Source organism: Pseudomonas sp. PDM32 (genome assembly GCF_019219225.1).
Classification (GTDB): Bacteria; Pseudomonadota; Gammaproteobacteria; order Pseudomonadales; family Pseudomonadaceae; genus Aquipseudomonas; species Aquipseudomonas laurylsulfatiphila.
Window position 1 is genome coordinate 198,640 of record NZ_JAHUWE010000008.1, and the last position, 23,188, is coordinate 221,827.

Consider the following 23,188-nt stretch of genomic DNA (forward strand, 5'->3'; position numbering starts at 1 on the left):
CGAATACCCCACACAATCGCACCCTGTATCGGGGGAAATTCCCCGTCATCGGGGCTTTCATCCTGGCTTCTCATACGCCTGCCACACGCCAGAAGACAACGGGGGTATGGCCTAGAGCCATTGGTCACCTCCTGTCATTTTTGGCAGGGAAGTTGCGTCGTTACCATCCCGGCTCGAAATCAAGCGTTTCGCCAGCCGGGCCAGGCGCATTGGCTCGTTGCTCCTGTAATGCCACGCGCTCCGAAAAACCCGTCAGAGGTGTTTGCGATGAAACTGGATACCGCAAGGTTGAATCCTGGTGCATTGTCCAAAACCAGACTGGCGCTGAGTATCTCTGCTGCCGCGATCATGCTGGGGCTGGGCTTTTCCCAGACCCAGGCAGCCCCCCTCGACAACACCGATGCACCGCCTCCCACCGACCCGTCGGCGTTCACCAATCAGCCCGCCGACCCCAATGCTGCCTTGAGGGACTTGCTCAAGCTGCCTCGCGCAAATGTAGGCGCCTTCGACCTGCCCAATGGCGTGGTCGGTAACCGCACGACCCCCTTGGCCGACAATGTGCTGCCACCCAATCTGCAAACCAGCTTCAACATCCCCACCAACGGAAATGCCAGCCCTGTGTTCGGGGCTCAGCCGTTCACGCAGAAGCTCGAGCTTTTCGAGGAGTTCGGCTCGAACAAACTGAACGCGGCCGACCCACCGTCACCCGTTCCGTTTCCGGTCCCGACGGTGGGCCCCGCACCGGCGCAAGATCCCTTGAAGGTGGCGCGCAGCGGCCCGTCGCCGGCTGCGCTGGATGCCTTTCTCAGGCAGCCGGCATTGACGCCTTTCCCGACAGAGTTTTCCAATGTGCTGGACCGCAACCCCTGGAAGGCGCAGATCGAGCTTTTCCTCAATCGCCGGGTCGATTCGCCCGCAGAAGGCCGGCCGCCGGGAAAAGGCTGGTCGCACCAGCGTTTCAATGAGTTTTTCCCGCGCGACGCCTTCAAGACGGTGCAAGCCGGCGCGCACGTCAACAGCGGCTTGCGTGACCGTATGCAACGGCATAACTACGCCGTGGGGGAATTCGCACCGGGCGGGCTCTATCACAACACCAACGGCAACCCGGCCAACGAGGGCACGACCAAGGGCATTCAAGTGCAGTTTCACCCCAACATGCCTGTGCAGGACCACAATGCGTTGTGGACGTTCGACGGCACCTTTCCGCCCAAACTGCTTCTAGTGCGCTATGGCCAAGCGATGCTGATGCGTCATTACGATGCCTTGCCCATTGACCCGTCGGCCAACCGGGGCTTTGGCTTGCACACCATCACCACCCATGAACATAACGGCCACTCACCTGCGGAAAGCGACGGTTTTACCAACGCGTTCTTCTTCCCGGGGCAGTACTACGACTATCGCTGGCCGATCCAGTTGGCCGGTTACGACAGCATCAACACCAGCGCTCAGGATCCGCGTGCGGCGTTCCCGTGCGATCCCGGAGAACAGCTTTTCGTCAACGACGCCACCCCCGGCTTCAAGACCTGCGACCACGGCTCCATCAAGATCCGTGGCGACTGGCGCGAAACCATGAGCAGCCACTGGTTCCACGACCACATGCTCGATTTCACCGCGCAGAATGTCTACAAGGGCAACGCGACGATGATGAACTACTACAGCGCCGTGGACCGTGGCAACGAGACGGTCGACGACGGGGTCAACCTGCGCTTGCCCAGCGGTTCGGCGCTGGGCTGGGGTAACCGCGACTATGACATCAACCTGACGATCGCCGACAAGGCCTGGGACCAGGCCGGCCAGTTGTGGTTCAACCCCTTCAACACCGACGGTTTTCTCGGTGACCAGGTGCTGACCAACTGGGAGTACAAGCCCTTCCTGGACGTGCGTGCCCGGCGCTACCGTCTGCGCATTCTCAATGGCTCGGTTTCCCGCTACTTCAAGCTGGCGCTGGTGCGTCAGGTCAATGGTAATGGTGGCGAGTTTCCCGGCCCGAAAAACTCCGGGGTTTCCTATAACCGGGTGCCGTTCCACATGATTGCCAACGACGGCAATATCATGGAACACGCGGTGCCGTTCGATGGCAGCCTGGACCTCGATGGTGACGGTGACAGACAAGACAACAATGCCATTTTGCCGATGATGGGCATTGCCGAACGCTATGACATCGTCGTCGATTTCGCGAAAAACGGCATCAAGCCGGGCGACAGGATTTTCTTCGTCAACATCGAGGAGCATGAAAACGGCAAGCGTCCCAATCGTGACATTCCATTGGCGGATGTACTCTCCGAGAGGTACCTGCCTGTGGTCAGGCAAACCAGCCACGGGCCACAGTGGATCAACGGTGACCCGGGCGTGGGCGTGTTCATGCAAGTCAACGTCAAGCCTTACACCGGCCAGGATGTCAGCATGAATCCGGTCGACTTCGAGCCCGCCAAGCCTGGCAAGCCCGAGGGCAGGTTCATGATCCCGCTGCCCTTGCACCGCGACGACCCTGCCGATATCGCCCGGCTCGCCCAGGCGCGGCACCGCACCTTTATCTTCGGCCGCTCCGACGGCACCGACTTTGCGCCCTGGACGATCAAGACCGATGGCGGCCCAGGCTTCAACATGGACCCGCGCCGGATCTCGGCCGCGCCACAACTGGCTACCGGGCCGACACCGGCAGGGTTCAAGGGGGAGGGCACGCTGGAAGTCTGGAAGGTCCAGAACGGCGGCAATGGCTGGGATCACCCGGTGCATGTGCATTTCGAGGAAGGGGTCATTCTCACTCGAGGTGGCAAAACTCCACCGGAATGGGAAAAAGGGGCGCGCAAGGATATCTATCGCATAGGCCCCGATCCGGACAGCGGCGACAATGTTGAAATGGCCATACGCATCCGTGAGTTTGCCGGTACCTACATGGAGCACTGCCACAACACACAGCATGAGGACACCTCGATGCTGCTGCGCTGGGACTCTGAGCACCCGGGCCAGATCCAGTTGATGCCCACGCCATTGCCCAGCTGGGACGGCGTGAAATTCGTGGACTCGGTGGCGTTACCGACCTTCCGTACGGGAGATGGCGTCGGGCCACAGGTCAAGGTCAACAATGACCAGGGAACTAGCAGTGGCAGTGGGAGTAGCAGTGGAAGTGGAAGTGGAAGTGGAAGTGGCAGCGTTAGCGGAGGCAAAGGCTAGCGTCGTCTATCAAGCCACTTTTCTCGCTGGACAAAAACGGGCGCCTTCTGCGCCCGTTTTCATTTACCGCGCCACCTGCGCCCGTAACCGCCGACCAATCACATCCATCAAGTCACAACCATCGCGCAATGGAATGACCAGTAGTTTGAAAAAAAACCTACAACGCATCGTGTCGAAACCGATCTCGGATCGGTAGGCGATGCTCTCCAACACCTGTGTAACCGTCCGAACACGACATTCGCCATTGTTTGAAAAACATCGTAAAAATAAATCGGTCTTTTTGTTTTGGTGGCTCTCATATATATGGAAGATTGAATTGGTGCTTTTGCTGTAAGGGGTGCGCCGGAAGCCGCAGAGGTTGTTTGGGGTTGATGTGATTTTTCGCGCGTGACGTATGTGGTTAATATTTAATCGTTGAAGCTTATAAGTTATTTTGGCATAACTTTTATGCTGTTTGTTGTGGAATTAATATTATTGCATGGAGCGCTATATGCAGGAACCAATTACACATTACTCGCCTTTGATAATGCCTGAGTCTCGACAGGTTCTAGCTACAGAAGCCCAAGTTTTTCCTTCAAGCTTCGATAGTATTTTGTTTTGGGATAAGACTGTCCCGGCGGTTACTACGCCGTATAGTATTGAGAGCGTCAAAAATACCCGAAACGAATACCAACAATTAGTGGAGATGTTGCTTTCGGTGTACGATCAGATAAAGGATGTTTTTTCGGGTGGAACCCCGAATATTCGAGGTTATCTAGAGAAATGCATAGTCGCAGCCATTGAGTCCCAAGAGTTAAATGCGTTGGAAGCTGCCTTAAAAAAGAAAGTGGTCATCGTTGAGCTTTTGCAAAGGGTCGAAATGCACGGGAGTTGGGGTGATGCAATATTACATATTGGCGTGGACGCATTGTCACTAGGCAGAGAAACAATTGCCGAGAATTTTGCAGGTGATGTGGAGTCAGAAAAAGATGATGATGAAGTACGACTAAGTTTTTATGAGGAATTCCTGTTATCACTAACTGCCGCCTACGTTAAACGAATTCTAATCGAGGCCGTTCGCATTTTGGAGGACGCTTCCGCAACTGCAGACGCTGAAATCCATCGCGCCTTGGCAAGGGGTGAAGTCGCTTATACCTACAGGCTACACATTGGTAATGACATAGAGGCGGGAACTGTGGCGGGTGCCATTGCCATCCATTTCGCCGAAGGTTGGCCCTTCGAGGCAGTGATCCATAAAGGCATTAAGTTGTTGGCAGGGTTGGGGGAAGCACTTATCAGTCCGGCCACTGCTGTTGGGATAGGGGCCTTGCTCTATTCACCTGCTCTTGCTAACGGCGAACGCTTTCCTCAAACAGTACTCACACTACCCGGTAGCACTTTTTTGCCAAAGCTGCCGCCAAACCTGAGTGAAATCGCCGCTGCCGAAGGAACCATTGACCTTCCTTATCGGATTGTTGGCGACCTTAACCAATACTCACTTGTTGCAACCCCGGCTGGAGGGAGTGTCTCGGCAAAAGTGCCAGTGCGAGCATTGGTGTTCGATCCAACGACCAGCAGCTACAGTTTCACGTCAAACGATACGCCGCCCAATATCCTCAGTTTTCCCATTATTCACTTGGGAAGCAATTCGACAACTTCGCCCGCCCGACCTGCGCAAGTACCGACGTACACTGGAGTGACGCTGTCGCCATTGCTTGTACAGCCTGAAACCTTACCTGCGTCCGAATTACCCGATTTCAGGGATTGTATTTACTGTTTTCCGATTGAAAGCGGCCTGCCGCCAGTATACGTTGTTTTTAATAGTCCTTATAAAGGAGCAACCACAAAGGGGAAATACAGCGGCCGATTTTTCAATCCCGCCAAAGCCGGAGGCCCAATACTCGATCTCGATTGGACAAGTGCTACCGTGACCCAAGCGGGTATTGACCTGGTCAAATTGCATACGGGACGCTTTGGGCCCTCGGACGCCAATGCCATCATGATTGAGCGCTTGGAAAAAATTCTGCTGGGTGAATTGGTAACTACAGGTGTAGACAAACGCTTCTATACTCATGAACTCAGAGAGCTGGAACGTTTCAGAGTATTAGGCGTGGTTGACGGTGTAGACCCGAATGACGACGGTGTTATTTGGAACAATACTCACGCAGCAACGCTGGAGGACTACAAAGTCAAGGATGCTTTTGAACTGCTCTATACACCTGATGCTATAGAAGCGCATCGAAAGCAAAGTGAGCGAGAGTACAAGGAACTTGGAGGGGTAAAATAATGAGCGTCATTGCAACCATCGTACTTAACGAAAAGCCTGAAGAGGTAATTCTATTTCTTACAAAAAATAAATTAGGCATCTCCCTTCCGCGGCTTGATGGCCTTTATAATCTGGCTAACTGGGCGCATGTGGAGAACAACATAGGGCTATTGAACCTTGTTCATAAAATGTGTGATGCCGGTTTTATCAAATATAGTGGGACCGGAGTTGTGAGGGGACCCAACTGGAGAGAGCCGGCATTCATGCTCGAAGGCAAATATACCTTTGATTGACAGCACCAAGTGCCTGAACGCAGGTGCCAGAGAGCGGTGACCGTAGCCATCATTTCGTGGCCGTCCGGTTCCCTTGTCCAGTCGTTTAAATCATCGAAGGTTTCCCAGGTTGAGCCGCTACCCGGCGGCTCTTCTCTTTGTTACGGGCATATTGAGTATCTTCGCCTGATTGGTTTTTCGCGGCCTCGAATCAAGCTGACGGGTAACCCCTTTCTGGAGTAGCAATAAAACGGGCGCGAGAGCACCCGTTTTTTTTACTGCGCCGCCTGTGCCCGCAGCCGCCGACCAATCACATCCATCAAGTCACAACCATCGCGCAACGGAATGACCAGCAGCTTGGAAAAGTCTTCCAGCACCACCGTGTCGCAACCTAGTTCGGATCGGTAGGCGATGTTTTCCAGCACCTGTGTGACTGTCCGAATACGGTAATCGGCCATGGCTTGCAGGACGTCGAGTGGGGCTTGGGTGTCGATGAGCAGGGAGGCCGGAATTAGGTCGATTCCGGTGAGGGGCATGTATCGATTCATTTTGAATGATCTCTGTTTGATGGGCTCAAGGCCGTCAGTTGGTCATTCTCTGTGTTCAGGTCGCCAAACCCGGCCGCCATTCTGGGGCGACGGCGCCGACTATAAGCCTCACGAGATCAGCGCGGGAAGGTGAGGCATTCCGAGCTTTGTGTAGGACCTTTGAGGATGAAACTTCAGACCTTTCACCTCTGGTCGCTGGAAATCCAGACACAGACCTGAGATGGTCATCGCCCCTTGGTTTCAGCCACCCACGCTATCCTTAATCATCGCTACTGCCGTCGAGATGGATCTTCGCCCATGCAAACCCCCAACCCCCAACGCCCCCTCTGGAAAACCTACCTGTTTTTCCTCGCCCCGATGGTGCTGTCGAACTTCCTGCAATCCATGTCCGGCACGGTCAACAGCATCTACATCGGCCAGATGCTTGGCACCCAGGCACTGGCGGCGGTGTCGGGGATGTTCCCCATCGTGTTTTTCTTCATCGCTCTGGTGATCGGCCTCGGTGCCGGCGCGGGGGTGTTGATCGGGCAGGCGTGGGGCGCGCGGGAGACGCATCTGGTGAAGGCGATTGCCGGGGCAACCTTGTTGCTGGGGGTGTTGATCGGGTTGACGGCGGCGGTGGTGGGCAGTGTGTTTGCGCGGTCGGCGTTGGTCGGGTTGGGGACGCCGGCGGATGTGCTGGACGATGCGGTGGCGTATGCCCATGTGATGTTGTGGATCATGCCGTCGCTGTTGGTGTTTGTGCTGTTCACGCAACTGCTGCGTGGAGTAAGCGATACCTTGTCGCCATTGTTGGCGCTGGTGGTGTCGACCATGGTCGGGTTGGCGCTGACGCCGGCGTTGATTCGCGGCTGGTTGGGTTTTGCGCCGATGGGGATTCAGAGTGCGGCGTTTGCCGGGTTGGTGGGTAACCTGGTGGCGATGGGGTTGCTGGCGTGGCGCTTGATTGGCAAGGGCCATCCGCTGGCGCCGGACCGCGAGTTCTTTGCGGCGATGAAGCTGGACATGGCGATTCTCGGCAAGGTGCTGCGCATCGGTTTGCCCACCGGGTTGCAGATGGTGGTGTTGTCGCTGTCGGAGCTGGTGATTCTGGCACTGGTGAACCAGCACGGTTCCCAGGCGACGGCGGCCTATGGCGCGGTGACGCAGATCGTCAATTACGTGCAGTTCCCGGCGTTGTCGATTGCGATTACCGCATCGATTCTTGGCGCGCAGGCGATTGGGGCGGGGCGCATCGAGCGCATGGGGCCGATTCTGCGCACGGGGTTGATGATCAATCTGTGCCTGACCGGTGGTCTGGTGGTGCTCGGGTATTTGCTGTCGCATTGGCTGCTGGCCTCGTTCCTCACGGAAGAAGCGACGCGGACCATGGCTCAGCACCTGTTGCACATCATGCTCTGGAGCCTGTTGGTGTTCGGCTTCCAGGCGATCATCGGCGGCATCATGCGGGCCAGCGGCACGGTGATGGTGCCGGTGGCGATTTCCATTGTCTGCGTGGTGGGGGTGCAGTTGCCGGCGGCCTATGTGCTGGATGCGAAGTTCGGGCTGCAAGGGGTGTGGATGGCGTTTCCGGTGGCGTATCTGGGGATGCTGGTGCTGCAGACGCTGTATTACAAACTGGTGTGGCAGCATCAGAAGATTGAGCGGTTGGTGTAGGCGGGACGCGTCGGGTGGGGCATGCTGTTCACTGAACCCTGTGGCGAGGGGGCTTGCCCCCGTTTGAGTGCGAAGCGCTCACAAAGATCTGAGTTTGTTATGTGATTTGGGGCCGCTGCGCGGCCCAACGGGGCGGTGCGGCGACCCGACAAGCCCCCTCGCCACAAAAGCCCCTGCCACAGAGCCCCTTGCCACAAAAGGACGGTGTGACTGAAAAAGCCAGGCGCAATCGCCTGGGGAGGTTTTCACATGAGCCCCTTGTCCCATTCCATCCTGCAAGACCGGCCGGCAGCCGGGCGGCGTTTGATCGAGTCGCTGCTGCCTTACGCCAATCGCCCCGATGTCATCGTCCTGGCCTTGCCCCGTGGCGGCGTGCCGGTGGCTTATGAGGTGGCCACGGCGCTGAAGGTTCGCCTGGACCTGATACTGGTGCGCAAGCTTGGCGTGCCGTCCCACCCCGAATACGCCATGGGCGCGATTGCCAGCGGTGGCGTCCAGATTCGTAATGAAGAGGCGCTGCGGGTGCATCCGATTGCCAAGTCTGCATTCGACGCCGTGGTCGAACGGGAAAGCCGCGAGTTGCTGCGCCGCGAGCAGGTCTACCGCGGCACGCGGCCGGCGGTGCAGCTCAAGGATCAGGTCGCGATCCTGATCGACGACGGCCTGGCCACCGGCGCTTCGATGCGGGCGGCGATCCAGGCGCTGCGGGTGCAGGAACCTGCGCGCATCGTGGTGGCGGTGCCAGTGGCACCGATCGAGACGGTGGAGGCGCTGCGCCGCGAGGTGGATGAACTGGTCTGCCCGCTGATGCCCGAATGGTTCACTTCGATTGGCCATTGGTACATGGACTTTTCCCAGACTTCGGATGCCGAGGTGATCGAGCTGTTGCGGCGGGCGTGGCAACGCGAGGCGTGCGGGTAGCGCTGACGGTCATCGGCAGGTGGTCGCCATTCAACGGCTGAGGTGGAATAAACACCGGTTGTTTGCTTTAGTCCATCTGGTGCCGGCCTTTGTGTGCGGCATGCCAACTCAAGACGGGAGTCCTCCCGGAGAGTGCCATGAACCTTCGATCCGCGCGTTGCATCGCTCTGGCCGGCACGTTGGTGTTCGGCCCGGTGCTGTTCGCTGAAGCCGTGGAATACAAGGAGGTCAACGCCAAGGCCAGCACCTTGAGTTTCACCTATCAGCAGATGGGGTCGAGAACCTACGGCACCTTCGGCAAGTTCAAGGCCAATCTCGACTTCGACACCGATAACCCGGGCGCCGCCCATGCCGCACTGACCATCGACCTGAGCAGCATCGACGCCGGCAGCGACGACGCCAACACCGAGCTGCAAAAACCGGCGTGGTTCGACACTGCGACTTATCCGGTGGCGACGTTCGAATCGACGTCCATCAAGGCCCTCGGCAATAACCGTTACACCATCACCGGCAAACTGTCCCTGCGCGGGCTCACTCGGGAAGTGAGTGTGCCGGTGCAGCTCAGGTCGGAGAGTTCCATCGGCATCTTCGATGGCCAACTGGTGCTCAAGCGTAACGACTTCAAGATAGGCGAGGGCGAGTGGGCGGACAGCATGGTGTCCAACGAGATCAATATCCGCTTTCGGATGGTGGCGCCGCAACGGTGACTGTGTGGCCGCCTTCGCGAGCAAGCCCGCTCCCACAGGGGATCTGCGTCGAGCATAAGCTCCTTGTGGGAGCGGGCTTGCTCGCGAAGGCGTTGTAACAGTCAATAAAAAGACTCTCGGTCCCCCCGCACGATCCGCAAAAAAAAACGCCCGGTCCACATTGCATGAACCGGGCGCTGATCAATCCGCTCTAGTGCACTGGCACTGTCACGGTTTTGCCGAATGCCGACTTGATGGTCGCTGTCGGGCTCGGCGAGGGGGCACTGCCGACGGTCGTCACCGCTATATTCCAGCGCGCGCCTGTAGCCGTAGGCGTCAGGGTGGCGGTGCCAAGGTTCGCCGTGCCGGTCGTGGTCGTGACCGTCGCGGTGATGGTATTGCCCGTGCCACGCGAGGTGGTGCCGGACAGCACCCAATACCAGCGGTTGTTGCTGCGGGCGGTGACGGTAGCGCTGGTGACGATCAGGTTCTCGACGACCGCTGCCGAGACCGCCACGGACACCGTTGCCGGTGCCGATTCCGCACCCTTGGCATCGGCGACCTTATAGGTAAAGGTCGCGGTGAACGGCGCGGGGACCGTGGCCGGTGGTGTGTAGATCACGCGCACGCCATCGGTGGTGACCGTGCCCTTGCCGGAGTCCGGTTGCTCCAGGCCCACCACTTTGAGCGGCACGTTGCCGTCAGGGTCGCTGTCGTTGGCCAGCACGTTGATGGTCACCGGGCCGCTGTTGCTGATGGCGCTGTCGGGGTTGGCGATCGGCAGTTTGTTATCGCCATCAGTGTTGCGAGTATCGCCCGTGCGGAAGGTTGGCAGCGCGGCGGAGTTCACGTAGGTGACGCCGTCCCAGCCGGGCAGGGGCGTTGGCATCAACTGGAACTGGCCGGGGTGCTCGATATCCCAGCGCAGCAACATGGCGTTGTCCTCGTGCTGGGTATTGTGGCAGTGCTCCATGTAGGTCCCGGCGAATTCGCGGAAGCGGATTGCCATTTCCACTTCCTGCGAGCTGTCGATGCCTTCACCGATGCGATAGACGTCCTTGCGTGCCCATTTTTCCCATTCCGGCGGTGCCTTGCCGTCGCGGCTGAGGACGACGCCTTCTTCGAAATGCACGTGTACCGGGTGGCTCCAGCCACCGCCGCCGTTCTTGATTTTCCACACTTCCAGGGTGCCGTCGCCGGAGAACCCGGCATCGGTCGGGCCGTTGGCCAGTTGCGGTGCGGCGCTGATCCGCCGTGGGTCCATGTGGTAGCCGAAACCACCGTCGGTCTTGATGGTCCAGGGTGCCAGGTCGGTGCCGTCGGAGCGACCGAAGATGAACTCGCGATGCCGCACTGTCTTGAGCTTGGCCTGCATCGTTGGATCGTCGCGGTTGACCGTCAGCGGAATCATGACCTTGCCGGCCGCTTTACCCGGTTTGGCGGGTTCGTAGTCGGCGGGATTCATGCTCACGTCCTGGCCGGCATAAGGCTTGACCACCATCTGCATGAACTTGCCCACCACCGGGTCGCCGGCGTCCCATTCCAGCCCTTTGCTGCCCAACTTGAGCACGGCCTTGTACTTGCCGGACAGCACATCGGCCAGACTCAGCGGTACACTCTCCGGACCTTTGCCGGTCTGGTGCTCCATCAAGTTGACGAAGTACAGCTTGTCGCCAACGCTGATCCCGTTTTTCGCGAAGTTGACGATGATGTCGAAACGCTCGGCAATACCCTGGGTGGGCAGTATCGCGTTGTGGTCCTGCACATCACCGTCACCGTCCAGGTCCATGCTGCCGTCGAACGGCACGGCGTGTTCCATGAGGTTGCCGTCGTTGGCGATCATGTGGAACGGCACGCGGGTATAGGACACGCCCGAACCTGCCGGGCCGGGGAATTCGCCACCGGTGCCGACGACTTCACGCACCAGCGCAATCCTGAAGTAGCGCGATACCGAGCCATTGAGGATGCGGAAACGATAGCTGCGCGCACGCACGTTCAGGCGTGGCTGGTACTGCCAGTTGACCAGGATCTGATCGCCGAGGAAGCCATCGGTGTTGAACGGGTTGAACCACAACTGGCCACTGGCATCCCAGGCCTTGTCGGCCACTATCAGGTTGACGTCATAGTCGCGGTTGCCCCAGGGCAACGCCGAACCGCTGGGCAGGCGCAGGTTCACGCCGTCTTCGAAGGCTTCGTTACCGCGGTCCAGGGCGCTGTAGTAGTTCATCATCACCGCGTTGCCCTTGTAGACGTTCTGCGCGGTGAAATCGAGCATGTGGTCGTGGAACCAGTGGGTGCTCATGGTTTCGCGCCAGTCGCCACGGATCTTGATGCTGCCGTTGTTGCAGGTCTTGAGGCCTGGTGAGGCATCGTTGACGAACAGGGTTTCACCTGGGGCGCAGGGGAACGCCGCGCGCGGATCCTGCGCAGTGGTGTTGATGGTGTCGTAACCGGCCAGTTGCACCGGCCAGCGATAGTCGTAGTACTGGCCAGGAAAGAAAAACGCATTGGCATAGCCGTCGCTTTCGGCCGGGGAGTGGCCGTTGTGTTCGTGGGTGCTGAGGGTGTGCAAGCCAAACCCCATGTTCGCCGACGGATCGATCGGCAGGGCGTTGTAGTGTCGCATCAGCACCGGTTGGCCGTAGCGCACCATCAACAGTTTTGGCGGAAAGGTGCCGTCGAAGGTCCAGAGCGCCTTGTGGTTCTGAATCGGCATGTTGGGGTGAAAACGCGTGTCGATGCCTTTGGTGGTGCCCGCGATGACCGGGGTGTCCGAGGTCTGGTTGTAGAGGCCGCCCGGCCCGAACTCACCAACGGCATAGTTGTGCAACTGGCGGCGGTCGCGCATGCCGCCGTTGAGCTTGGCGCCCGCTTGAGCGGTCTTGAAGGCGACCTGTGGGTAGAACTCGTTCCAGCGCTGATGGGACCAGCCTTTTCCTGGCGGACGACCTTCGGCCGGCGAGCCGACCGGATGGCGATTGAGGAAGGCTTCGATCTGCGCTTGCCACGGATTGCGGTCCAGCGCGTTGGAATACTGTGACGGAAACGGGTACAGCCCGGGCTGGCGCATGAAGGCTTCCAGCGCTGCGGCCGAAGGGCCGCTGCGGGCGATGCTGTTCGGGTCCTGCACGGGCGCCGGGCCGACGGTCGGAGGCGGGAACGTCAGGGGTGGTGCTGGCAGTGTCGGGTCGAGTTTTTCCGTGCCGAACTCTTCGAGAAGCAGCAGTTGCTGAGTGTAGGGCTGGGCCCCGAACAACGGGCTGGGCTTGCCATTGGTGGGGATCTTGAATGATGTTTGCTGGGCTGGCTGCAGCACGTTGTCGGTCGTTGGCGTCGTGCGGGTGCCGTACATACCATTGGGCAGGGCGATGGCGCCCTGGTAGGTGGGCGGCATGGTCAGAATGGCATCCAGCGCGGCCTGGGGGTCGGCAGGTGGGTTGGTATAAGCCGAAGGATCCGTTGGCGGCGGATAGCTGACATCGTCCAGCGGTGTGGCGTTGACAGTGCCGAGGCTGATGTTGATCAGCATCACAGCGGCGATGCCCGGTTTGCTGAAACCGAGCGGTTTGAGGTCAGGCAGGCTTTTCATAGTGTTTCCCTCGGGGCGCGCCGATGTGGCTGACGTACGCAATGCGGTCGATGCAAGAGCTACGCCAATCACTAGGGAGTCTCGGAGGGTATGGAAGGCTGATTTGTATCAAGATATTAAGACTTTTCTGTAGCGCCGAAGTGGGTAGCAATCCTCAAGTTCGGGGGCCTTGACCCACCCATTTCCCCAATCACCTGCCACCCCACCATCACCCTTCGGACCGCAAGTGTCAGGCGCGTTATGATAGGCGGCCCTTGCCTCCCGGAGCCTGTCACCGCAATGCCCCTGATCAGCCACTTCAAGACCCCGTGCCCCGAGCACATCAATAGCCAGATCCTGCAGATGGTGGTCGACAACCTGACCGACATCAGCATGGTCGCGATCCCGCCCAGCAACCTGCTGTACAACCTTTATCAATACGCGATCGGCTATGAGGTGCACCTGTACCTGGAGGCGCTCAACGGTGAAAAAGGCATTGCCGTGGAGCTGATCGTTGCCACGGACGAAGACGATCCGCACAAGGTGCTGGGCTTTTTGCTGTACCTGCCGGTGCAGGACGACCCCGAGGCGTGTGGCGTGGCGTACATGGCGGTACAGGCCGAGTATCGGCGCCAGGGTGTGGCCCGGCGGATGCTGCGGGAAATGGTCGGCCGCTATCCCCATGCCGAGCTGACCTGCGCGGTGGCCAAGGTGCCGTATTTCGAGGCGATGGGTTTTCAGGTGGTGGGCGTGCGTGCGACCCTGGTGTTGATGAATACCCGCGACCACAGCACCGATGGCTTGATGGCGCTGCTGGACGTGGCGTCGATCTACAGCTCGCTGGAAGTGCGGCAGATTCATACCTATCTGCTGCAAAAGCACGGCAAGCGGGCCATGACCGACGCGGAAAAACAGCGCGACCGGCATCTGGACCAGTTGACGCGCAAGGCCAGTGAATTTGTGCGCGAGCGCTTGGGTGATGAGGCAGTGCCGGCGAGTGGCCCCCGGTTGCGCCTGGTCTGAGCGCACGCTCCCAAACACCACAATTTCCCTGTAGGAGCGGGCTTGCTCGCGAAGGCGTCGTATCAGTCGCCAACCATGTTGGCTGACACACCGCCTTCGCGAGCAAGCCCGCTCCCACAGGGGGGAATGTAATGTGTTGATGGAGAGATGGTTTTTCAGGGGCAAAAAAAGAGCCTCAAAGCTCTTTGATGGGGAGGAAGTAGAGCCCTCGAGGCTCAAGATGCGCATGAAGCAGGCGGTGAGCTTGGTAGGGGTTCAGTTCACTCACCACCTACGCAGCGGCTTGCACAAGCAAGCGACTGCGTAAGTTCATCCTAGAAAGACCGAGTGTTTCACTCAAGTACCGCTAGTCGCATCTCCCGGCCAGCCGGCGCGGCGCAACGCCTCGAGCAGGGTTTCGGCATCCAGCCCCGGCACCCCATGCCCGTTGCCTTCGGCCGTTTCGGCGGCGAGCAGGGCATTGATGATGGCTTCTTCCACGGCTTCGGTGGCGGCCAGGAACAGCTCGCTGATGTGGTCGTTGTTGACCATGCTCAGGTTGTTTGTGGTCGGCGCTTTCTTGCTCTCGTAGGCAGCCGGTGGCACGTGATCGTTACCGGTGGCGAAGGCGATGAAGATGTCGCCGCTGTGGTCTTCATTGCCGCCGCCGGTGCGAGCCAGGCCGAGGCTGGCGCGCTGGGCCAGGCGCGTGCACTGGTGCGGCAGCAGCGGCGCATCGGTGGCCAGGCAGACCACGATCGAACCCATGCCCGGATGGGGCAGCGAGGCCTTGAGGAACGGCGAATCGACCTGTTCCATGTAGCGCCCGACCGGATACCCGTCGACGCGCAGTTCGTTACGGATGCCATGGTTGGCCTGGACAATCGCCCCCACTGTCCAGCCGCCCTGAGCGCTGTTCAAACGTCGCGACGCGGTGCCGATGCCGCCCTTGAATTCGTGGCAGATCATGCCGCTGCCGCCGCCGACATTGCCTTCAGCCACCGGGCCACCCACCGCCGAGCGCACGGCTTGGGCTACGTGCTCAGGCTTCACGTGAAAGCCGTTGATGTCGTTGAGCAAGCCGTCGAAGGTTTCCAGCACCACCGGCATGTTCCAGTAGAGGCGCCCGTCATCGGCTTGCTGCTCGCGGTCGACCACGATCAGCGCATCGCGCACCACGCCCAGGCTGTGGGTGTTGGTGAAGGCGATGGGGCTGGTCAGCAAGCCCGCTTCGCGTATCCATTCCAGCCCGGTGGCATCGCCATTGCCGTTGAGTACATGCACGCCGGCAAAGCAGGGTTGCTGGCTGGTGGAGCCGGCACGCGGTTCGATGACGGTGACGCCGGTAAGGATGTCGCGGCCGTTGGCCGTGCGTCCTCGTACATCACAGTGGCCGACCCGCACGCCGGGGACGTCGGTGATGGCATTGAGCGGGCCGGGTTGCAGTTGGCCGAACAGGATGTTCAGGTCGCGGGCGCGTGGTTTCATGGGTTTTCTCATCTTCGATTCGTGGCAGAAAAAAGGGTATTTCGGGCACCGTAGATCCCCTGTGGGAGCGGGCTTGCTCGCGAAGGCGTAGTGTCAGTCGCTATCAATTTTTGCTGAGCCAACGCTTTCGCGAGCAAGCCCGCTCCCACAGGGGCATGCGGTGTGTTCACTGGCCGTTCTTGACCTTGCTCCAGATTCGCGTGCGCACGCGCTCGGTCGCCGGCGGCAGGGGCTGGAGGGTGAACAGGGTGGCCATGGCTTCGGCTGACGGGTAGACGGCCGGGTTGTTGCGGGTCGCTTCGGCCACCAGCGTGGTCGCGTTGCGGTTGCCGTTGGGGTAGTTGAGGTGGTCGCTGACCGGGGCGATGACCTCGGCGCGCATCAGGTAGTCGATGAAGGCCATCCCTTGTTCAGGGTGCGGGGCGTCCTTGAGCAGCACCAGGGTGTCGAACCACACCGGCGCGCCTTCCTTGGGCAGGCTGTAGGCGATCTTCACGCCGTTGCCGGCCTGCTCGGCGGTGGTCTTGGCTTCGAGCATGGCGCCGGACCAGCCGACCGCCACGCAGATGTTGCCGTTGGACAGGTCGCTGATGAACTTCGACGAGTTGAAGTAGGCAATGTGCGGCCGCAGCTTGAGCAGCAGCGCTTCGGCCTTCTTGTAGTCTTCCGGGTTGGTGCTGTTGGGCGGCAGGCCGAGGTAGTGCAGGGCGACCGGCAGCATCTCCGACGGCGAGTCGAGCATGGCCACGCCGCACTCGCCGAGCTTGGCCAGGTTCTCCTCCTTGAACACCAGGTCCCAGGAGTCCACCGGTGCCTTGTCGCCCAGTACCGCGCGCACTTTGTCGACGTTGTAGCCGATGCCGTTGGTGCCCCACAGGTACGGCACGGCGTACTGGTTGCCCGGATCGTTGTTGGCCAGTTTCGCCAGCAGATCGGTGTCCATGTTCTTGAAGTCCGGCATCTGCGCCCGGGGCAGTGGGGCGAGGGCACCGGCCTTGATCAGCGTGGGCAGACTGAAGTTGCTGGCCACCACCACGTCGTAGCCGCTGCGGCTGGTGAGCAACTTGCCTTCGAGCACTTCGGCGCTGTCGAAGGTGTCGTAGACCGGCGCGATCCCGGTGTCACGCTTGAAGTCATGCAGGGTCGTGGGGCCGATGTAGTCGTACCAGTTGTACACGTGCACGGTCGGGGCTTCGACGGCTTGCGCCGACAGCGACACTGCCAGACAGGCGCCAAACCCCAGATTGAAATACAAGCGGTGACGACTCATGATGCGGCACTCCTGGCCTGTTGCGGCCGGTGGTAATCAGGAGTTTTCAGCGTATCGACCGGGGTGGCCTTCACCCATTCCCATCATGGGTTACTCAAAAGGGGTAGTGCGTGGACGCGTTGTTGAAAGAGTTGCCGGTGCACCAGGGGCTGGCGCGGGTCTTCACGACGGTGGGGCGGGATGGTTTCTGGCGGGCGCTGGTCGATACCCTGCGGCTGCTGGTACCGCTGGACAACGCCCTGGTGGCGCTGATGCGTCCGGGCCACGTGCCGCGCCTGCTGATTGATTTCGATGCCAAGGGCAACAGTGCCGAGCAGGAAGAACTGGCGGATTACCGCGCCGGCATGTACTTGCTCGATCCGTTCTATCAAGCCGTGTGCGCCGGCATCGCCGACGGCTTGCACAGCCTCGAATCGGTGGCCCCCGACCAGTTCCAGCACAGCGAGTACTACCTGAGTTATTTCAGCACCGTGGTCGGTGGCGACGAGTTGCAGTTCATGGTCAACCTCGACGGCGCCGTGCTTGGCCTGTCCCTCGGGCGTTCGACGCGCTTTGGCCTTGAGGATCAGGGGCGCCTGCTATGCGTGCGTGACTGGGTGCTGTCCGCGATGCGCCGACACCTGGATTTGCTGCCTCCGGAAGGGTCGGTCGCTGAACCGCCGGCCGGCGATCTGGCGACCTTGCTCGATCGCTTCGATGCCCGCCTGACCATGCGGGAAATCGAAACCGCGCGCCTGATTCTCCAGGGCTTCTCCAGCAAGGCCATCGCCCAGCAAATGGGCATCTCCCCGGAAACGGTGAAAGTGCACCGGCGCAACCTCTATCACAAGCTCAACGTGAACGGGCATGGCGAGTTGTTTGCGCTGGTGTTGCAGCCGCGTTAATCCGGATTGTCTGGTTGACCAAGCCGTCGCCTTCGCGAGTAGGCTCGCTCCCACAGTTGAACTGCATTTCATTGTGGGAGCGAGCCTGCTCGCGAAGGGCGCTATGCGGTCTTCAGGCCTGCTGTTGCTGCCAATGCGCCTTGAGGTATTCGATGAACACTTTCACCTTGCGCGTGTTGCGCCGGTGGGCCAGATACAGCACGTAGATCCACGGCCCGAACGCACTGGGTTCACGCCAGTACTGCGGCATCAACTCGACCAGTTCGCCACGCGCCAGATAGGGCTCGGCACTCCATTGCGGGGTGAACTGCAAACCTTGCCCATCGAGCAGGCAGGCCAGCAGAAAATCGTAGTTGTCGCTGGCTACCCGCGGCGTCGGTTGTGTCAGCCGAATCCGTTGTTCGCCTTGCTTGACCCACCAGAAATGCCGGTTGAGCAGCGGGTGGCGGAAGATCAGCCAGTCGTGCTGCTGATAGTTCTCCAGTGAAACATCCTCGCCTTTGCGCGCCAGGTAAGCCGGGCTGGCGCAGAGCAACATCTGGTTATCCACCAGCGGCTGCGCGATCACGCCAGGCAGGTCGATGGGGCCGTCGCGCAGGGCCAGGTCGTAGCCACCGTCCACCGGGTCTTCGAAGTTATCGCTCAGGTCCACTTCCAGTTTGACCTGCGGGTGCGCAGTCAAAAAACGACAGCACACCTGGTTCAGAAAAGCCGGTGCGAACGAGGGCGGGGCGGTGATCCGCAGGTCGCCGCGCAGCTCATGCTGCAACTGCTCCACGTCCTCGGTGGCCAGTTGCAGTTGCATCAGCGCCTGGCGTGCGCCTTCCAGGTAGATGCGACCGGCTTCGGTCAGCGCCATGCGCCGGGTGGTGCGGTCGAACAGGCGCGTGCCGAGTTCTTCCTCCAGTTGGGCCACGGCTTTGGTCAGGGCGGACGGGGTCTTGCCGAGCAGGTCGGCGGCTCGGCTGAAATTACCCTGTTCGGCGGTGGCGACGAACATGGTCAGGGCACTCATTTTATCCATTTATCTATTCCTGATAGGCACAGAAGTTGTGCGGGAGCAGGCATTCAGTTCTCGATTAGGCTTGGATAGTCTTGGCTACAGCCCAACAAAAATAAAGAGCCACCCATGAAACAGATTCTGACCCTGGCCGCGTCACTTGCTCTGGCCTGTTCCTCGATGGAAAGTATGGCCGCTGTCGATCTCATCCTGCACAACGCCAGGGTGTACACCGCCGAACCTGGCCAGCCCTTGCAGCAGGCCATCGCGGTCGAGAACGGCAAGGTTTCGGCGGTGGGTTCCGATGCCCAGGTGCTGCGGCTCAAACAGCCGGGTACGCGCATCGTCGACCTGGGCGGCAAGGTGCTGATGCCGGGGTTTATCGACTCGCACTCACATACGGTGAAGGGCGGCCTGCAATTGCGTCAGGCCAATCTGGACGGCGAGTTGCTGGCGCTCGATGAGCTGGAAAAACGCCTGCGCCAGTGGCGCGAAGACGGCAAGGCCAAACACGGTGACATCCTCAGCGTCGGCGGCCTGCCATCGACTTACTGGAGCCAGGTCGAGGCACTTGAGCAGCGCTTCAATCAGGGCGAATGGGCTGACACGCCGATTCTCTTTCTGGGCTGGGACCTGCACACGGGGTGGGCCAACCGGGCCATGCTCCAGCGTGCCGGTGTGGATGCCGCGCGGGTCAAGGCGTTGAAGGACGAAGAGCAGGCCACGATAGGGCATCACGACGATGGACGGCCCAATGGCTTCCTGGTCGACGCCGGACTGTACCCGGTGCAGGCCCTGCTGCCCCCGCCGACCACCGAGGAGCTGATGGCGGGCGCGCGTGCAGCACTCGACTATTACAAAAGCCTGGGCATCACCGGTTGGATGGACCCCATCGCCAATGAAATTCCCGGCGGCGATGTGAACAATCAATCGCTGGGGGTGTTGCCGATCTACAAGGCGCTGGCCGAACGCGGCGAGCTGACTGCGCATGTCGCCGCACTGCTGATGGCCGATTCGAAAGCCACACCGGCCGATCTCGATGAACTGGACAAGGTTCGCCAGCAGTTCCTCGGCGTGCCCAACCTGACCCTGCCGGGGATCAAGGTGTTTGCCGACGGCGTGGCGGAAGTCCCGGCGCAAAGCGCCGCCATGCTGGAGCCCTACAAGAACTCGAAAAAATCCGGCGAATTGCTGATCGATCCGGCGCACTTCGGCGAACTGGTCAGCGCTGCCGACGCCCGTGGCTGGCTGGTGCACATCCACGCGATTGGCGACCGCGCGGTGCGTGAATCGCTCAACGGCATCGAACAGGCGCGCAAGGATCGACAAAGCGGGATTCCCCACTCCATCACGCACCTGCAAATGGTCAACCCCAAGGAATTCGCCCGGTTCAAAACCCTCAACGTGAATGCCTCGATGCAGCTGTATTGGGCCATGGCCGATGAGTCGAGCATGGAACTGGTCAAGCCCTATGTCAGTGCCATGGCCTTCCTGTATTCGTACCCGGCCCGCTCGTTGCTCAAGAACGGCGCGACCATTGCCGGCGCCAGCGACTGGCCGATCACCACGCCGGATCCGTGGAAGGCGATCTACCAGGCGGTCAGCCGCACCGGCCCCAAAGGCGTGCTCAACGCCGCCGAAGCGATCGACCGCCAGACCATGTTCCAGGCCTACACCCTCAACGCCGCCCGCACCCTGCGCCTTGAAGACCGGATCGGTTCGCTCAAGCCGGGCAAACAGGCCGACATGATCGTCCTCGACCGGGATGTCTTCACCGTCAAGCCCGAGGCCCTGCGCGATACCCAAGTACTGCAGACCTGGTTCGCCGGCCGCGAGATTTTTGCCCGCAATCCCTGAACCCGATCCACCAGAACACACAAACCCTGTGGGAGCGGGCTTGCTCGCGAAGGCGGCGGCACATTCAACATTGATGCAAGCTGAACCACCGCTTTCGCGAGCAAGCCCGCTCCCACAGGTTGAATACCCACGCAAAAAAGGAACACCGCTCGTGAAACTGCATTGCTTCGTCACCGACACCCACAACCCCCAGATCCGAGGCCAGCAAATCGGAGAAACCTGGGCGGCGCAAATCGGCCAGACGGTGGCGCTCTATCTCGACTTTTTCAATCAGGTGGGCGTGGCATCCGAGCAGGTGCGCGCCCTGGGCGAAGCCAGCCTGCAAGCACTCACCGACTGGAGCCCGAGCCTGGCCCAGGAACTGCGAGCCACGGCCGAAGGCGCCGGGATTCCCCTGTGGCAACTGGCGAGCCTGAACGCCCGCACGGAAATCCTCGCGGTGATGCCGGCCTCTCTCGAGGGCGAATGCTCCACGGCGGTCTTCGCGCCGGCGGGGGCCGATGCGCCCAGGACCCTCCAGACCTGGGACTGGCACGACTCGCTGGTACCCCACGGCATGCTGCTGCAACTGATAAACCGTTGCGGCATGACCGTCAAGCTGTTCACCGAGTTCGGCATGCTGGGCAAGATCGGTGTGAACAGCGCCGGCCTCGGGCTGCATTTCAACATCCTCCACCACGCCAGCGACAACGCGGTAGCCGGCGTGCCGGTGCACGCCATTGCCCGACGGATCCTGGAGGAGGCGACCAGCGTTGAAGAGGCCATTGCCTTGGCGCGGTCGGCGCGGGTCAGTGCGTCGACCGTCCTGACCGTGTTCTCGAACCATGATACGACGCCACGGGCGGCGAGCATTGAAATGTCCGCCGCCGGCACCGCCGTGGTCCTGCCCGGCGAAGACGGCTGGATCACCCACACCAATCACTTCCTTGACCCGGTGCTGAGCCTTGGCGAGCGAACGCCGGATGCATCGACCACCTACGCACGCCTGGCCCATGTCAACGCGGCCCGGGTCGAGATGATCCATGGCGACTTGAATCGCCGGGCTGCGGCCATGTGCGGTGACGCCGGGGACGAGGCGCCGATCTGTTTCCATCCGGACCTGAGCATGCCGGCCACCGAGCGCTGGGAAACCCTGCTGACCCTCGGCATCGACAGCGAAAACGCGGTCCTCGAATACGCCGCCGGCAACCCGATGCTGCTGGCCCGCGACGGCTTCCAGCGCTTCTGAAACGACGTCCTCCATAACAACAAAAAGAGCACTCGATATGGCTAGTTACGGTCATTCCCCGGCGGGTTCGCAGTCCGCCCTCAGAACCTTCTTCGTCTCCGGCATGGGCACCGCGCTGGAGTTCTATGACTTCGTCATCTACGGCACGGCGGCGGCGCTGGTGTTTCCCAAGGTGTTCTTCCCGCAGATGGACCCGCTCACCGCCACGCTGTTTGCCTTCGGCGCCTTTGGCGCAGGCTTTTTTGCCCGGCCATTGGGCGGCATGGTGTTCGGGCACTACGGCGACAGGATCGGCCGCCAGAAAATGCTGGTGATCACCCTGTTGCTTATGGGCTTGAGCACCTTGCTGATCGGCTGCCTGCCGGGCTATTCGTCGATAGGCCTGGCCGCACCGGCACTGCTGGTGTTGCTGCGGTTGATACAAGGCTTCGCCGCCGGTGGTGAGTGGGGCGGGGCGGCGCTGTTCGGTATCGAGTCGGCGCCGCCCGGTCGACGAGGGTTGTGGGGCAGTTTCACCAGCATGGGGATCGGCATCGGCGGCATCCTCGGCGCGGCAGTGTTCGGCATTGTCAGTGTCGCCTCCAACGATAATCTCGCCGATTTCGCCTGGCGCATTCCCTTCTGGCTGGGTGGTGTGCTGGTGTTGATCGGGCTCTATGCGCGGCTGCAAAAAACGGTTGAACAGCGCGTCGAACACAAGACGCCGGTGCGTATGCCACTGATCGCGGCACTGCGGGCGCGGCCGAAGGAAATGCTGCTGTGCACGGGGATTGCGTTTGGCTACGTGACCATTGCCTACATCGGCAGCACGTTTTTTTTGTCGTACGCCACGCAGATCGGTTACGGCAGCACCGATGCACTGATCTTCGATTTTTCGCTGTCGGTGGCCATCGTGGTGACCGCGCCACTGTTTGCCCTGCTGTCCGACCGGATCGGTCGACGCAAAGTGATGGTGCTGGGGGCGATCATCATGGCGCTGGGGTTCTTCGGGTTCTTTGCGCTGGTCGGTCTGAAAAGCCTGCTGGTTTCAACCCTGGCGTATATCGCCGTCGGTGCCTTCATGGGCGCCACACAAGGACCTATCCCGGCGTTCCTGGCTGAGCAATTCCCCAGGGACATGCGCTATTCGGGAATGTCCGCCGCCTACCAGATCGGCGCGGCACTGGGCGGCGGCACGGCTTCGAGCGTGGCCACGGCGATCCTGATTGCCACCGATCACAATCCGCTTGGTGTTGCGATCTACGGCACGCTGGCGTTGGCCATCGTCGCGGTCTGCTCGTTGTTCCTCAAGGAAACCGCGCACTTGAGCATGGCGCAGATCGATGAGGACAGTGGGGCGTCGGTGCCGCGTGGCGTGCAGATAAAATTGGGCTAAGCAGAGTCCGTAGG

The 23,188-nt window shown here is 60.5% G+C and carries 16 protein-coding genes and 1 pseudogene; 11 read left to right on the forward strand and 6 right to left on the reverse strand.

The genetic code is table 11. The features are described 5' to 3' along the window. Positions 1-267 precede the first annotated feature (267 nt). Positions 268-3,174, forward strand: coding sequence for a multicopper oxidase domain-containing protein (locus KW846_RS17020; RefSeq protein WP_218483623.1), 2,907 nt, complete (start codon positions 268-270; stop codon positions 3,172-3,174). A gap of 63 nt (positions 3,175-3,237) precedes the next feature. Here KW846_RS17020 and KW846_RS30035 read toward each other — a convergent pair. Further along, positions 3,238-3,473 (reverse strand): annotated as a pseudogene (locus KW846_RS30035) (hypothetical protein). Positions 3,474-3,664: 191 nt separating this feature from the next. Here KW846_RS30035 and KW846_RS17025 point away from each other — a divergent pair. Continuing rightward, positions 3,665-5,440: an S-type pyocin domain-containing protein gene (locus KW846_RS17025; protein ID WP_218483625.1), complete on the forward strand. Its 1,776-nt coding sequence runs from the start codon at positions 3,665-3,667 to the stop codon at positions 5,438-5,440. Further along, complete coding sequence (locus tag KW846_RS17030; RefSeq protein ID WP_218483627.1) at positions 5,440-5,712, forward strand: hypothetical protein; 273 nt, start codon at positions 5,440-5,442, stop codon at positions 5,710-5,712. The genes KW846_RS17025 and KW846_RS17030 overlap by 1 nt, the downstream gene beginning before the upstream one ends. A gap of 254 nt (positions 5,713-5,966) precedes the next feature. Here the strand turns inward: KW846_RS17030 and KW846_RS17035 are convergent, their stop codons facing one another. Continuing rightward, entirely contained in the window at positions 5,967-6,239 is a 273-nt protein-coding gene (locus KW846_RS17035) for a hypothetical protein (RefSeq protein ID WP_218483629.1), read from the reverse strand. A 297-nt stretch (positions 6,240-6,536) separates the two neighbouring features. Here KW846_RS17035 and KW846_RS17040 point away from each other — a divergent pair, with 297 nt between their 5' ends. From KW846_RS17040 to KW846_RS17050, 3 genes are all read left to right on the forward strand, one after another. Then, positions 6,537-7,895, forward strand: a complete 1,359-nt coding sequence (locus tag KW846_RS17040) for an MATE family efflux transporter (RefSeq protein ID WP_218483632.1) — start codon at positions 6,537-6,539, stop codon at positions 7,893-7,895. Positions 7,896-8,144: 249 nt separating this feature from the next. Beyond that, positions 8,145-8,816 carry a phosphoribosyltransferase gene (locus KW846_RS17045; protein WP_218483635.1) on the forward strand — a complete coding sequence of 224 codons (672 nt, stop codon included), beginning with the start codon at positions 8,145-8,147 and terminating at the stop codon, positions 8,814-8,816. Positions 8,817-8,953: 137 nt separating this feature from the next. Continuing rightward, positions 8,954-9,523, forward strand: coding sequence for a YceI family protein (locus KW846_RS17050; protein ID WP_218480406.1), 570 nt, complete (start codon positions 8,954-8,956; stop codon positions 9,521-9,523). 190 nt (positions 9,524-9,713) lie between these two features. Here the strand turns inward: KW846_RS17050 and KW846_RS17055 are convergent, their stop codons facing one another. Then, positions 9,714-13,091: an Ig-like domain-containing protein gene (locus KW846_RS17055; RefSeq protein ID WP_218483637.1), complete on the reverse strand. Its 3,378-nt coding sequence runs from the start codon at positions 13,089-13,091 to the stop codon at positions 9,714-9,716. Between the two features lie 279 nt (positions 13,092-13,370). Here KW846_RS17055 and KW846_RS17060 point away from each other — a divergent pair, with 279 nt between their 5' ends. Continuing rightward, complete coding sequence (locus KW846_RS17060) at positions 13,371-14,093, forward strand: GNAT family N-acetyltransferase (RefSeq protein ID WP_218483639.1); 723 nt, start codon at positions 13,371-13,373, stop codon at positions 14,091-14,093. 336 nt (positions 14,094-14,429) lie between these two features. Here KW846_RS17060 and KW846_RS17065 read toward each other — a convergent pair whose 3' ends face one another. Both KW846_RS17065 and KW846_RS17070 read right to left on the reverse strand, forming a co-directional pair. Then, positions 14,430-15,560, reverse strand: coding sequence for a P1 family peptidase (locus KW846_RS17065; RefSeq protein WP_218483642.1), 1,131 nt, complete (start codon positions 15,558-15,560; stop codon positions 14,430-14,432). A gap of 166 nt (positions 15,561-15,726) precedes the next feature. After that, positions 15,727-16,830 (reverse strand): extracellular solute-binding protein, encoded by a 1,104-nt coding sequence (locus KW846_RS17070; RefSeq protein ID WP_218483643.1) that lies wholly within the window; start codon positions 16,828-16,830, stop codon positions 15,727-15,729. Positions 16,831-16,940: 110 nt separating this feature from the next. On the opposite strand from KW846_RS17070, the gene KW846_RS17075 reads away from it, so the two are divergent. Next, on the forward strand, positions 16,941-17,714 hold the full coding sequence (locus KW846_RS17075) for a helix-turn-helix transcriptional regulator (protein WP_218483645.1): 774 nt from the start codon (positions 16,941-16,943) through the stop codon (positions 17,712-17,714). 112 nt (positions 17,715-17,826) lie between these two features. Here KW846_RS17075 and KW846_RS17080 read toward each other — a convergent pair whose 3' ends face one another. Next, complete coding sequence (locus tag KW846_RS17080) at positions 17,827-18,738, reverse strand: LysR family transcriptional regulator (RefSeq protein ID WP_218483647.1); 912 nt, start codon at positions 18,736-18,738, stop codon at positions 17,827-17,829. A gap of 105 nt (positions 18,739-18,843) precedes the next feature. Here KW846_RS17080 and KW846_RS17085 point away from each other — a divergent pair, with 105 nt between their 5' ends. The 3 genes from KW846_RS17085 (at position 18,844) to KW846_RS17095 (ending at position 23,174) form a co-directional block, all read left to right on the forward strand. Continuing rightward, positions 18,844-20,571 (forward strand): amidohydrolase, encoded by a 1,728-nt coding sequence (locus KW846_RS17085; RefSeq protein WP_218483649.1) that lies wholly within the window; start codon positions 18,844-18,846, stop codon positions 20,569-20,571. A gap of 151 nt (positions 20,572-20,722) precedes the next feature. Beyond that, positions 20,723-21,799, forward strand: a complete 1,077-nt coding sequence (locus KW846_RS17090) for a C45 family peptidase (RefSeq protein ID WP_218483652.1) — start codon at positions 20,723-20,725, stop codon at positions 21,797-21,799. Between the two features lie 37 nt (positions 21,800-21,836). Beyond that, positions 21,837-23,174, forward strand: a complete 1,338-nt coding sequence (locus KW846_RS17095; RefSeq protein WP_218483654.1) for an MFS transporter — start codon at positions 21,837-21,839, stop codon at positions 23,172-23,174. Positions 23,175-23,188: the final 14 nt, after the last annotated feature.